Origin of the sequence: Bdellovibrio sp. HCB274, from assembly GCF_047306075.1 — a bacterium.
Taxonomy (GTDB): Bacteria; Bdellovibrionota; Bdellovibrionia; order Bdellovibrionales; family Bdellovibrionaceae; genus Bdellovibrio.
Genome location: NZ_CP178623.1, coordinates 636,976 through 649,704, shown reverse-complemented (window position 1 = coordinate 649,704; position 12,729 = coordinate 636,976). Strand labels below are relative to the sequence as shown.

Here is a 12,729-nt window from a genome sequence, read left to right as displayed (position 1 = left end):
CATAGGTTCGAGTCAATCAATGACCAGCTACGTTTTAATGTAATCGGCGATCTGCGACTTCATACGGTTGTTCAATTCAGTTAAGGACAGAATTTCTTTGATTTTTACAATTTCGTCCATCGGATAAACCACTGCAAGCTTCACCGTTTTCACTTTATCCAGATACTTCATACGGTAAAGTGCCCAGGCATAGGCCTCCAATTGCTTAAAGGCTGTTTCCGAATAGCGCTGTGAACCGGTTTTGTAATCCACCAGCCACAATGTATCGTCAACGATGCCCCAAAGATCTATTTGCCCCTGCATTAAAGCATTTTGCTCCGTCAGTGCAAAACCCCACTCGACATAACCATTTTCAATAATTTTTAACAACGGCAACTGTTCAGTCTCGGCCAGAAAGATTAACGGTGCTTTTAAATCTTCATCCGAAATATCCAGTAAATCCTGATAGGAAGTAAATTTCAACGCTTCAAACAGTCTGTGTGCCGTCGTACCCTGTTGCGCTCTGGCCAGGCCCGGTGCTAATTGTGCCACTGTCTGCACATAGCCGGAGCCCTCTACAGATTCTGGCGACACAAGTGCAGTGACTGAAATGTGTTTTCGTTTTTCATCTTTTTTTGCGGGGGCCCATGGTTTACGCAATTCTTTAACGGCCAATTCCTGATCCGCCAAAGTTACGGGTTGTGGATTCTCCCTGCGAACTACATAGGAAAAATCTTTTTCCTCGTGCAAGCCTTCTTCAATATTCAAAGGACACTGTGTGGCCCAGGATTTCTTGCCGACTTTTTTCAAATCCCACTGCAAAGTGACGCCCGCTTTGGCACGGGTCAAAGCCACGTACAATACCCGAAGAAATTCCTCGCCTTCACGACGACGAAGCTCTTCCATAATTTGATCAGCCAGGATACTGGATGCAAGCATTTGTGTTTCATCGTCACGGACTTTCAGCGTCCATTGACCGGTTTTTTCCTGAAAAGCAATAACTGGTGCGAAACTTGCGCGGGGATCTTTCCCCATTCCCGGAAGAATAACATGATCAAACTGCAAACCTTTGGAGGCATGTACGGTCATGAAGTTCACACGCTTGGGCTCGATCACAGGAGTCGCATCCGAATCCTCGCCGCCTTCATCTGTCGATAAAGAATCCAAACTGGAGTCCAGGAAATCCAGAAAGTTAAATCCCGGACGACGCTCCTCTGAACTTAAAAGATAGACGACTTTCCACAGGTTCGCCTCGCGGCGGCCTGTGGAATCAATGCGCGCGGAATAATCAAAGAAGCCAAGCTCAACCAATGCGGATTTTAAAGTGAACGACAGCCCTTTTTCTTCACTCATTTCCAGAAGTGATTTTAAGATCGCGATAGGATGAGAGGCAGATCGGGTTTCCAGAGTCTTTAAAGCTTCACGCCAGAAGGAATGTTTAAAGCTGTGACAAAGATCCATGATGTCGGAATCTGCCATGGCAAGCCAAGGCGAGCGCAATAAGGCCACCAGGTTCGCGTTGTCATGGGGGTTCACTAAAAACTTTAGCAACGCCAGGGCATCAATGACCTCGCGTCTTTCGTAAAAGCCGCTGCCGCTGTGAAGCTGCAACGGCACGCCGTGATCTTGTGCAACCTTGGCGATATCTGCCAGTACTTTATGAGTTCTGGAAAGCACGCAAATCTGCTCGGGGCTGACACCTTCATTTAGCAATTCCTGAATACGCGCGACCGTTCCCAGATATTCTTTGGAAACTTCGTCCTCGTCTGTTGTTTCAGTGACCAGGACTTGCACGACAGGATCAGCAGGTCCTTTTTTTTCTTTGTCAGGAGCTGGCGTCATCGCGGCAAACTGTTTGCGATCCAGTCTTGTGAAGTAGTGATTAAAGAACTCCAGAACCTCCGGGGTGGAGCGATAGTTTACGAGCTTCACCTGAACATCGCCGTCCTGGGACTGAACCTCGGCCACTTTTTCCTGAAACACTTCTGAACGGGCACCACGGAAAAGATAAATACTTTGCTGGGGATCGCCCACCACAAAGTAAGGTTTCGCACCGATCAGACTTCTTAAGATTTCCACCTGGATGGGGCTGGTGTCCTGATACTCGTCGACCATCCAGAAATCCCATTCCTGGGAGAAATTCACAGCAGACTCTGGAGATTCTTTGATGATTTTATAACTGAGCGTTTCCAGATCTGCCATGGATAGCAATCCGTTTTCCAGCTTTTGCTGCATCAGATCCCGGCAAAAAAGCTGTGCGAGTTGTTCGAACAGCTCACAGTTTTTCTGATGCTTGGCCCAGTATTCCGGACGATATCTGGAAGCTTCTAAAAGCTTGTCGATACGGTCGCGCAGGTCTTCCAGTTCTTCATTCAAACTGCCACTGAAGGGAGGATTCTTTTTTAAATACGAAGGCTTGGTAATTCCATCCCACATTCCCTGCAACAGTCCAAAGAACTGCCCCAAGTCCTCGGCATCCCAATTAAATGAATGCAAAGTCGCCACGTATTCTTTCCACTTTTCGTGTTCGGTTTCCTGATCGATTTCAACACACAGACGTCGCAGACGACCGCCGATGTCCTTAATCACTTTGCGGGTTTCAGCTTCCTGCTCAGATAATGTGATGAAACGCGCCTGTGGAAAAACGATTCTTTCAGAGAAGTATTGCAGCAATGCGCTTTCAATCACGTTGAATTCATACTCTTCCAGCAGCTCCTGAAGGGCTGGGTTTTCAAGAATATGTTTGCGCATGATCTTGCGGGCACTTCTGCGGATTTCGCTGTCACTCATAATCTTATAATCAGGCGTTAAACCGATGGAAGATCCATAGCGCGATAAAAACAGGCTTAAGACCCCGTGAATTGTGGAAATCTGAACCTGTGAGCGGGAGTTAGCGAAATGAAACAGGTCTTCACGCTTTTTTTCCAATGCTTTAGCGGAAAGACGCTCTTTTAGTTCCTGCGTGGCTTTACGGGTGAACGTAGTTACCACGATACGGGGAAACTTTTGATGCTTGGCCTTAAAGTCAGAGGCGAAATCCAGAAACAACGCTGTCAACGTTGTGGTCTTACCTGCTCCGGCACCTGCGCGCAGAATTGTATTCTTTAATTCAGATGTGGTGCTCGACATTGTCGTCTCCATTCACAGGCATTGCAGGATTGAGTGTCCACAGGCTTTGGCAGAATTTCGCCGTTGCGAATTCTTTCCAAAGTTGACATCAGAATTTTAGAGAACTCTTCAAGGTACAATTCTTTTGCTTCCAACGTGGCATTCTTATCTTTGGTTTTTGTAGCCGGATAAAGACTGCCAGCCATGTCGTTCACGCGGAAGCCTTTACGATCGAATGTCCGGAAAATATAATAAAACAATCCGATCACTTCACCGTTCAGTTCTTCAATCAGGGACTTTTCAATCACCCACATATAGAACAGCAATTGAAGTTCCTGATTCTTTAACCAGGAACCGTGGGCGGAAATACCGCCAGTGGAACTTTTATAATCCAGAAGTACCAGGTGGCCGTCTTGATCTGAATCCACGCGATCAATAGAGCCCGAAATGCGGAAAGCATCTTCAGTCACTTCTTTTGTCAATGATCCCGTTTTTGGATCCAGATAAAACTCAAAACGTTTTTCCCGCGCGATGGTTTTCGTGCGGTTGTATTCCTGGCGCCATTGCTTTTCAAAATCCAGAAATCTTTGCGCCAGCTGAATGTGCTTTTTACGCAGCGGCAACCACAGGCGCTCGTCTGCGAACAACAGTCCCTTTTCTTTACGGACGTTCTCTAGAATTTGCTCAATCTCCTCAGATTTCCAATCAAAGCGCATGGGTTCTTGAGTGAGCTTTTCAAACAACGCATGGGCCAGTTGCCCGCGCGTGCGATGATCCACATCCAGATCCACTTCAGGCAGGTCTTTTAGTTTAAAGTATCTTTGCGCTGCAAAGATAAAAGGACATTCCAAATAGCTTTCAATCGCTGAGGCAGAAATGCCAGGAAGTTTTTTAAGTTGCACTGGCGGCGACTCAGCTTTCCCCAGGTCTTGCTTAATTTTGTATTCGATCTCCGAAGAACGTCCCACGATCCAGGAACGGCTTGAGCTTTCCTGGGAGTATTGAAGTTCGTCCCAGCGGGTTTCCAACGGCAAGGTCAGATGTTCATGGACGTGACCTTCGTTCATTCCCATCCAAAATGTGGAAGGCGAACAAAGGGTTCCTGAAAAGTCTGTGCCACCAAAGCAGTAGATGTCGTGAACAGAATCGGCTTCAGCCAAAAGTTTTAACTCAAATGCCAGATCACTTTGATCCGGATTATCCAGATAAAAACCGATATCTTTTGAAAGATCAAAATAGTCAGTTCCAGAAAGCTGTGTTTTATTTCTCGACTTTAGGGATTCATCAGTCAAACCCACAAAGATTCTATACAGGGCTTTTTCGCTATAAGCTGACATCAACTTGGTTACCAAAACCCCGGAGCTATCGCCTTTTTCAACGGAGTATTCCTTCGCAGCGACGATGCTTTCCAAATAGCTGAGCCATTCTTTCCAGATCAGCTTGGTATTGGACGTGGCATTTTGTAAAAGCTCGCGCAGAACTATTTGCACAACCTCGGTGTCTTTGGAGCTCCAGAAAGTGAGCGCCTTGCCGACGAATTCATCGCGGGCAACCAAACCAGTCAGATCAATCTGTTCAAAATAGATTTTTTGAATCAGTTCATTGCGGGCCAGATCTTCGTTCACGTAAAGACTTTTGAAAAGGGCCTTGAAGTCCTCATAGCGCAGGGCTTGGGATTCATGCTTGTCAAAAAAGGAAATTTCCAAATCCGAAGAAGACAGCTTTCCACTTTTCGCCCGCAAGGTCGCAAGCCAGCGAGTCGCTGACGGCAAACTTTGCACCTTGTGAGTGATGTCCTTTTGAACAGGAATGCCCTCTTCCTTTAAGAAAGCCTGAAGCACAGGCCAATACTGTTCAATGTCTGGAGCGATGATTGCAATGTTTTCAGCAGGTATACCCGCTTCCAACCATTTACGAACCTGGCCAACCGAATTTTTGGTTTCAGCCAGCATTCCTGAAAAACGCAGAATTTCCTTCGTCTTGGTTGCCGACTCTACTGACTGAAGATTTTTGATGGAACTGCTCTTTGCGCGCAGATCCTCGTAAGGCTTAAGAAGATATTTGAATTCTTCAGACCACGCCGGAGTGGGCTCAAGAATAATTACATCAATACTGCGCGACAGTGTGTGCAGGATTTCGGCTTCAACGCGGGAGATTTCACCGCTTAGATCCACGATCAAAGGAATATCCCACACGCGTTCCAAATCATTGAACGACTGAAGGTATGCGGTGATCCAGTCAGCGGTAATGATATTGTACTGCTTGATCAAAAGTTGTGAGCAGATATAAGCGCGGCTCGCCCACTCGCCCCAGCGGTTCTTGGATTCTGGATGAGTTTCAAACCACTCTGCCAGCATCCCCATGCCGTTTGCAGAAAAAAGAACGGGTGCCAATTGGTCAATGTAAGAAAAGACAGTGTCTTCCGCAGAAGAGTTCACGCCCAGGGTTTCAGCATTCTCATCCAGAATAGTTCTTAAGATTGAACGCGCAAAAGGATCACTGACCAGACGCAAGCGCGGTTCAAGACGCTTTAATAACAACTTCCATAAATCACTGGCACGCAGAACTGACTCGTCCACGTATTGTCCGTCACGCGCCAGAATCTTTTGCTGCAATTCGAATTTGGTGCGCAAATCCGAAACCAGCCACGACTGAGTTCGCGGGTCATAATTTGTAAACAGCTCGTTGATTTGCGAGCGATTTTTAATGGGGACAATTTGTAGCATCAGGGTTTACCGGCGTTGTTTTAGCTTTCTTCTTTTACCCTGATTATCCGTGAATTTGAAGTCAGCATCAAAGCCTAAATCAATGCCAACGCTGATCATATAACGATTCTCAGCTGTTTGCCCCGGATAAGCGCCAAGCTCCTCGGTGTAACTTACAGCATCAATGTGAAAAATAAATAGATTTACGCCGACTCCGTAGCTCAGATAGCCCTGGCTGTAACCTGCCCGCAAATCTATGATAGGCAAGGAAACCTCAGCTCCCAGATGCAACTTTTTACCAGTTTCGATTTCCGGCTCCAAAAGATGCCGCGCTTCGCCCCCGAATGCCAAATCCAAGCCTGGTAAATCCAAAGTTACACCAGCACCCACACTTAAATTTTGCGTGATATGCGGTGGAGCATCGTCGCCCGCAGTTTTTCTGAATGCGGTGTTACCGACATCCTGCCACACCAAAGCGACAGTTGGTTTCAGTAAAGGCAAATCGACTGTTGTCGCAATCGCGAGATCAATACCGTAAGCCTGGCCTTTATCATCGAACTTGTCTCCAATGGAAGAAAACGAGTCCGAGTTTGCAACATCAGTGATACTTAATTCCTGAGGAACTCCCCCCCAGCGATCCACACGTTTTGCAGCCAGACCGACATAAGTGCCCGGAGCTATGTTAAACGCATAACCCAGATAGTAGCCGATATCCTGTCTGAAATAAGTGTCAAATTGAGGATAGGCGGGATTGTGCAACTCCAACGACACTTCGTTATCATTTAAGTACCCCACGGCAAAATTTCCGAAAGCAACGGCGGATTTTGCTGTGGCCTGTACCCACACTCTGGTTCCGAATAAACCATTATAGGTGTTTGGATCGTTGGGATCAATGTTTTGAATTGCTTCCAAATCTTCAGGAGAAATATTGTTCAGACTGATTCCGACGTCGACTGCTTTAATATCGACGCCTTCAACTTTACCAAGAGCTGCGGGATTATAGAAAACCGCATCTGCCCCACTCACAAACGGAATATAGGTCCCACCCATTCCCAATGCGCGCGCATTGCGAGCAAACTCCGACAAAGACTGCGCCATTGCTATCGAGGAGAAAATTAAAGTAAGGATTAAGACCAGGCCACGTAACATCTAAAACGAAGCCCCCGGAATTCTGGTTGAAGGACAGCAAAGTCCTGGTGGAGGACTGTCGGTAACAATATCGTAAGAACCCAAATTTCCAAAAAAAGCGACAGAGTCATCAATACTGCAAGTACCGAATCCGAAATCGCCAGAATCCATCATGAATCTCATGGCGTACACCATCTCATCACTAACGCCTGCCGGAGTGACCATCGTTGCACAACTAACGGCAGAACCCGCAATGGCACTTAAAGCACTGTCGCAGTCATCACTCAAATCACCAATGGCATCGACTGAAGTTCCTGCCCCTAATGTATCAGACAGAGCTGCGAAGTTCTCCAGTACCAAGCCGAAACCTGAAGCTACCCTTTTCATTGCGGTGGAGCTCATATATTTGGTCATGCCTGGTGGTGGATGCCCAAACTCATCTCTAATTGCACTTTGAAATGGCGCTGGCGCATCCGGCCATTGCGTCAGAGATCCTGAAGCGTTCTCATGACAAACCGTCGCGTCTCCGTCGATATCACCGTCTTGATCGATATCAATATTTGCTGCCATGTTGGTACCCATGCGGGCCACACCCAGTAGCGCCAGGAATAGATTTTCCTTGGTAGATCTTTGCGCAACGGTTCCGATTCCCTGTAACACACTTATGGCAAGCTCACAGGAATCTGGATTTACAGTTTGTCCCGCAAAAATTCCCATGAAATAGCGGAACATTTGCGACGAATTATTATTGGTCATGCCCTGAATCAGATTTGCAAACAGCAATCCACAACTGCCGGCATAGGCTGAAGCCAGTATCAGCTTCACATCCCGGCGGCCCTGATAATTTGCGGAAAGTTCGTTGTTGATAATATCAATAGTGGTATCCCACTCCATCTCATCAAGTGCTTTTTTCGCATCAATGTATAGCGCCTCATCGGAATCCTTCGTGGCGAAATCCGAAAGGACGTTTTCGGAACTGCACGATGCAGTCATCGAAAAGGTCATTATTAAAATGAGTAAACGCTTCAACACGTACATGCCTGTCCTTTAGAACCGTAATGAAAATTTCATGTTATATCTGCGATCTTCTCTAGGTGCGGTCGAGGTGCCGATCTCTTCGCCGTAACTGGCGAACTGCCAAGCCCATCGTTCGGATGCGACTTCGAAGCCTGCGGTCCAATATCTTTGATTATAACCTGCACGCAGAAAGAACACATCGCCGAAGTTAAATTCCATTCCTCCGTGGATCAATTTGGCCTTATCCTCTTCATCTGCTGATGTTAATAAGCCACTGTATTGCAAAGTCCACGACGAGCGGACGTAATTGGTGTGAATAGGAAATAACGCCGCAGCAATGTCCAGATCCTGCTTTACCAAATTGGGACGATTCGAAGTTGCAGAATCCTGACGAATTGAATCTGTCTGATTGAAACTTGTTCCGCCCACGTCATGCAAAACTGCGGTGATCGTAGGAAGATAAGTCCACGGTGCTGACAACATCAAAGAGACGTCCGTCGATAGTCCCATTCCTGAGTTAGCGATGGAACCGTAATCCAATGCCCCAGCACTGCTTAGTGTTCTGTTATCGGCCTCGATACGATCAATCAGCTTGGTATTGAAACCCAACTTCACCCGCCCATCAAAGAAGCGGAAGTTAAAACCCAACACCAGCGCCAAGTCGCTGCGATAGTATGTGTCGATGGTGGAGCCATCGGAACTCATCTCGGCATCAAGCAGGTAGTTGTTGTAGATACCAATACCGAAGTTGCGCATTACCAAAGACGGAAAGATCTGTCCCTTGGCGTGATAATATTTACCGCGATTGGAATCCAAGGCGCCCTTAATATCAGAAAGAACAAAGGGATTCGAAATGCCGCCAGCTGAATACATCGTTGTTGCATTCGCATTCATCTCAACTTCGGGATCGATCATGGTGCCGTAAAAATCGCGAAGTTTTCCAAGGGCTGATGGGTTCACAATCAATGCTGTTTCATCGTTCACAACTGCAAGACAGGCTCCGCCCATCGCTTGACAGCGCACGCCTGAATAGAAAGAACGTCGTTCCGCCGCATTCACATCGAAAGTGAAAGCGATCAGCAAGACAATTTGAATGATGGCGATCCACAAAATCCGTTTCATAGTTCCATCCGTTCGTTAAACTCGCGGAAAATCAAAATTTTCCGTCAAACTTCTTATCGGCTGGGACCAGCCTCACATTGAGACGTTTCATATAAATACGGAGATAGGTCCAGCGTTAAGCCCCCCGATAAAAGTCCGATAAGTAATCATAAAGCAAACAAAAAGGTCTACGTCCGAGGAGTTTTGCGATGGTTAATTTTAAAGTTACAGCATTGGTTGCTGGTCTTTCGTGCGCTGCCCTGCTTGCAGGTTGTGAAGGCGCTCAATCAGAAAAAGATATGATAATGGAAGCCCAGTATTGTTTGGATAAAGCAAACTCCGGCACGGCTGATTCTTGTATTTCTGGAATTGCCAGCCTTACATCTGAAAATGCTTATGCGATTCGCTGTGCAGCCGGTTTTCTTAAATCTGGCGTGACAACCCCGGAGAATCTGGCTGAAGCTTTCACGGCGATTCAAGACAATGGCAATACAGCGACGATGCTTTCAATTTTAAACTTTGATGGCGATACAACCTTGGCTGACTGGACGACTGAGCAATGTACTAAGTCTGGCTCTGCTGGGTTGGCCCTAATGGGCTCCATGGCAAAAAGTGCTACAGCACTGGCATCTGCCGCAAGTGACTTCGGTTCATGCACTCTAAATGGTTCCACTTACACTTGTGACGAAGCTGCTATGTCTGATTTAATTGCAGATATTGAAACAGCTCTACTTGCAGGAGACCTAAATAGTCCAACACCAGAGTTTCAACAAGCCTTCGATACTGTCGAGGCCGTTATTCAGTCCGTCCAATCTGTTTACTCAATCTCCTGCGGCACTGCCGGTTCCAACTCCGACATTTGCTCACCGATCAATAAGGCCTTAGATCAGGCAGGCATGACTCCCGCCCAATTGGCTTCATTGACGGATGCAGATATAAAAACCTTAGGCGAAAAGCTTCTGGCTCAATGGAAATAAAAAAAACTCCTCGAAAGAGGAGTTTTTTATTTCTAGAAGTCTAAGTTAAGTCTTGTTGCATACACCCGGCTCTCGACCGGCGTGTTTCTTGTGCCGACATCGTCAGCATAGCTGACTAAATCCAGATTGAAGATACCAAGCTCAGCAGACAATCCAGCCGTCCAGTAACCCTGGCTCAAGCCCACACGATAGTGGCCCTTCCACCAACTATAAACGAACCAGTCAAACTCAAGACCTGCGTGAACACCTTTTCTCCAGTTAAAATCAGGATGACCCAGGTCACGAACATCCAGAACACCACGGCCGCCGAAAATCCAAGCACTTGGATACTCCCAACGAGATCCGATATCAAAAACACGATAAAGCTTCTCTGGAACCGGATTAACAGTTTGCTCTTCTTTGTTGATCAACTTAAGTGAGTTGTTAAACCCTGTCTCTGCGACGTTTCTAACCACGGCTCCAAAAGTCGGACGGGCCATTTGCAAGAAGCTAAAAAAGCCTTCGCTTGGAATCTCTGGCGTCCACAACATACCTATATCAGCATCTATTGTATAACCCTCAGATAGATCTTCCTTTCTAACAATCTGATCGCTAGTTGCCAAATCTGTGGACTGGATAATCTTGCTGTAAAACCCACGATTTACGAATTTTGCAGTAAGCCCCATGGAAAAGCGGCCATTGTTAAACCAATTCAAGTCATCTGCATACGACAATGCCAATGTAGAATCAGCATATACTTTGGTATCAATCGCGGCCGCAATACTTCTATGCATTTGCAATTGAACTGATACGTCCGCAGGAATGAACGCCACACCCCATTTCGGGCGAACCCAAACACCTTCCATTGGCGTGATACGGACAGAGTAATTGTCACCGTAATGTCGTTCAATCAAGTTGATGTAAGCGGTATTCTTATCGACTTCAGACAAGGATGAATCTTCGATCTCTTTATACTCATCATAGAAGTCTTTAGCTCCCGGAGTTCCCGCGAAACTCATCGACAAATTAACCTGACCGCTTTCACGTCGAGCCAATCCAGCAGGATTATAGAAAATCGCTGTGTAGTCGTCCGCAACTGCGATAAAGGCATCCCCCATCCCCAATGCACGAGGTGCCTGGTACTGATGGTGAATCGTTGTACTCATTGAATCTGCTGCAAATGCTGATTCCGCAAAGAAAGCTGTGCAAAGAACGGACGAGAGGAGAAGAGATCCTCTTTTGAACATAGATTGTCTCCAATTTACTTTTACAAAGATTGTAGACGTAATTTATACTTTTGCTTATGCGAGTTTTTATACTACCCCTTTTTTTGACCTTGGTCTTGTTCACAAATATGAGTCACGCGGCTCCCTCTGCGAAGACTTCTTTGGAAACTCAGCCCTTAACTGGGGAAGATGATCCTTATTTGTCTGATAAAGCTGCGGCACTAAGAACACCTGCGCCAACTTGGCAGCTTGCTGTGTTCGGAGGTTATGGCGGTGGTCATCTTGTGGAAAGTGATGAATGGCCACAAGGACTCATCTATGGATTACGAATTGCCAATTTAGATCGCGAACGTCCCGTTTGGGACTTTCACGTGGAGTTTGGCGAAGAAAACAATATCGGCATCTTTGGCGCCCATCGCTGGAATTTGGAGAATGACCGCTTTTATCCTTATGCTCGCCTGGCTTTGGGAACCTTCCTTGATCCCGATGACGAGCTTGGAAATCTGGTTCAAATCAAACGCTTTCGCGCTCGCGGTGGTATCGGCGTGGGAGAGACCTTTTTCTTTGAAATGGGCGTGGGCCTTGCCGTTGTAGGTGCGGATCTTTACGCCATTACGGGGTACGGATTTAATTTCTGACCATTTGCTTCATTAACTGATACCTCATTGCAACCTCCGGCTTGAGTTGATATTTCTGCCTTTGATTAACAAAGGATGGAGATATGAAATTCCTGACTGTTCTTATGACTTTCTTTGCAGGCACTTTAGTACACGCATCTTCCTTGGGCGAGCTGTGTGGCCTGGGCACGATGACTGTTTCTTACGATCAATTCGGCGGTAAAAAAACTGTTCGCAAATACGAGAAATGTAAAATCGCGATGAACCTAAAACGTTCTGCCACTTCTTTGACAATGGATTTTGCTGTTATTGACTGCCTGGCAACGAATGATTTCTTTGGCACTTACGACATCAAAGGCGATAAGCTGGTTGATGCCAAAGGAAAAGTAAAAGGCCAAGTTCTGGCTGATGGCACATTCCAAGTGAGCGAGAGAACTTCCCAAATTATCAAAGGTACGCGCACAGACTATCAAGTGGGCGGCATCAATCCAACTCCAAGACCGGGCGATCCGTACAACCCTGCTCGCTGCACTCCGATCACAAGATCCAACAATGTTGAGCTTGTGAAAGTAGTTAACTACAAAATCAAACAGCAGGAAGATCGCACCTGGAAAGTGGAAAGATCCACATCAGAGGATCAACTTGCATGGGCCAGCAAAAGCAACGGAATCTGCCCTGGAACTTCTTACCGCACAAAACTCGGTTCCTCGACAAACATTCAAGTCGTTCTTAAATAACGAAAACAAAAAAAGGGAGATCACCGATCTCCCTTTTTTATTCCCCACACTTGCGCCGAATTGACATATCGCCGCACCCGCTACGGGTGTACAAACTGACAACTCCGTCCGCAATAATTCAACCAGAAGTTAAAGCAGAGTCGCCTCGTAGTTTA

The 12,729-nt window shown here is 46.6% G+C and carries 9 protein-coding genes; 3 read left to right on the top strand and 6 right to left on the bottom strand.

Going from position 1 to position 12,729, the window contains the following annotated elements; genetic code table 11:
* Window positions 1–27: 27 nt before the first annotated feature.
* Genes ACLWNV_RS03205 through ACLWNV_RS03185 form a run of 5 tightly spaced genes read right to left on the bottom strand, consistent with a single transcriptional unit; the run spans window position 28 to window position 9,059 of the window.
* Window positions 28–3,108: a UvrD-helicase domain-containing protein gene (locus ACLWNV_RS03205; RefSeq protein ID WP_413586475.1), complete on the bottom strand. Its 3,081-nt coding sequence runs from the start codon at window positions 3,106–3,108 to the stop codon at window positions 28–30.
* A complete protein-coding gene (locus tag ACLWNV_RS03200; RefSeq protein WP_413586474.1) occupies window positions 3,084–5,813 on the bottom strand; it encodes a PD-(D/E)XK nuclease family protein in 2,730 nt (909 codons plus the stop codon). The genes ACLWNV_RS03205 and ACLWNV_RS03200 overlap by 25 nt, the downstream gene beginning before the upstream one ends.
* 6 nt (window positions 5,814–5,819) lie before the next feature.
* Window positions 5,820–6,890: a hypothetical protein gene (locus ACLWNV_RS03195; RefSeq protein ID WP_413586473.1), complete on the bottom strand. Its 1,071-nt coding sequence runs from the start codon at window positions 6,888–6,890 to the stop codon at window positions 5,820–5,822.
* Window positions 6,891–6,941: 51 nt separating this feature from the next.
* Window positions 6,942–7,913 (bottom strand): hypothetical protein, encoded by a 972-nt coding sequence (locus ACLWNV_RS03190; RefSeq protein ID WP_413586472.1) that lies wholly within the window; start codon window positions 7,911–7,913, stop codon window positions 6,942–6,944.
* A gap of 54 nt (window positions 7,914–7,967) precedes the next feature.
* A complete protein-coding gene (locus tag ACLWNV_RS03185; protein ID WP_413586471.1) occupies window positions 7,968–9,059 on the bottom strand; it encodes a hypothetical protein in 1,092 nt (363 codons plus the stop codon).
* A 188-nt stretch (window positions 9,060–9,247) separates the two neighbouring features.
* Between ACLWNV_RS03185 and ACLWNV_RS03180 the strand changes: the two genes are divergently transcribed.
* Entirely contained in the window at window positions 9,248–10,015 is a 768-nt protein-coding gene (locus ACLWNV_RS03180; protein WP_413586470.1) for a hypothetical protein, read from the top strand.
* A 32-nt stretch (window positions 10,016–10,047) separates the two neighbouring features.
* Here ACLWNV_RS03180 and ACLWNV_RS03175 read toward each other — a convergent pair whose 3' ends face one another.
* Window positions 10,048–11,241, bottom strand: coding sequence for a hypothetical protein (locus ACLWNV_RS03175; RefSeq protein ID WP_413586469.1), 1,194 nt, complete (start codon window positions 11,239–11,241; stop codon window positions 10,048–10,050).
* A gap of 56 nt (window positions 11,242–11,297) precedes the next feature.
* Between ACLWNV_RS03175 and ACLWNV_RS03170 the strand changes: the two genes are divergently transcribed.
* Together ACLWNV_RS03170 and ACLWNV_RS03165 are read left to right on the top strand one after the other, a co-directional pair.
* On the top strand, window positions 11,298–11,858 hold the full coding sequence (locus tag ACLWNV_RS03170; protein ID WP_413586468.1) for a hypothetical protein: 561 nt from the start codon (window positions 11,298–11,300) through the stop codon (window positions 11,856–11,858).
* Between the two features lie 83 nt (window positions 11,859–11,941).
* On the top strand, window positions 11,942–12,574 hold the full coding sequence (locus tag ACLWNV_RS03165) for a hypothetical protein (protein ID WP_413586467.1): 633 nt from the start codon (window positions 11,942–11,944) through the stop codon (window positions 12,572–12,574).
* Window positions 12,575–12,729 lie beyond the last annotated feature (155 nt).

Coding starts and splice junctions, on each gene's coding strand:
- ACLWNV_RS03205 (WP_413586475.1), bottom strand. CDS start 3,108: ATGTCGAGCACCACATCTGAATTAAAGAATACAATTCTGCGCGCAGGT.
- ACLWNV_RS03200 (WP_413586474.1), bottom strand. CDS start 5,813: ATGCTACAAATTGTCCCCATTAAAAATCGCTCGCAAATCAACGAGCTG.
- ACLWNV_RS03195 (WP_413586473.1), bottom strand. CDS start 6,890: ATGGCGCAGTCTTTGTCGGAGTTTGCTCGCAATGCGCGCGCATTGGGA.
- ACLWNV_RS03190 (WP_413586472.1), bottom strand. CDS start 7,913: ATGACTGCATCGTGCAGTTCCGAAAACGTCCTTTCGGATTTCGCCACG.
- ACLWNV_RS03185 (WP_413586471.1), bottom strand. CDS start 9,059: ATGAAACGGATTTTGTGGATCGCCATCATTCAAATTGTCTTGCTGATC.
- ACLWNV_RS03180 (WP_413586470.1), top strand. CDS start 9,248: ATGGTTAATTTTAAAGTTACAGCATTGGTTGCTGGTCTTTCGTGCGCT.
- ACLWNV_RS03175 (WP_413586469.1), bottom strand. CDS start 11,241: ATGTTCAAAAGAGGATCTCTTCTCCTCTCGTCCGTTCTTTGCACAGCT.
- ACLWNV_RS03170 (WP_413586468.1), top strand. CDS start 11,298: ATGCGAGTTTTTATACTACCCCTTTTTTTGACCTTGGTCTTGTTCACA.
- ACLWNV_RS03165 (WP_413586467.1), top strand. CDS start 11,942: ATGAAATTCCTGACTGTTCTTATGACTTTCTTTGCAGGCACTTTAGTA.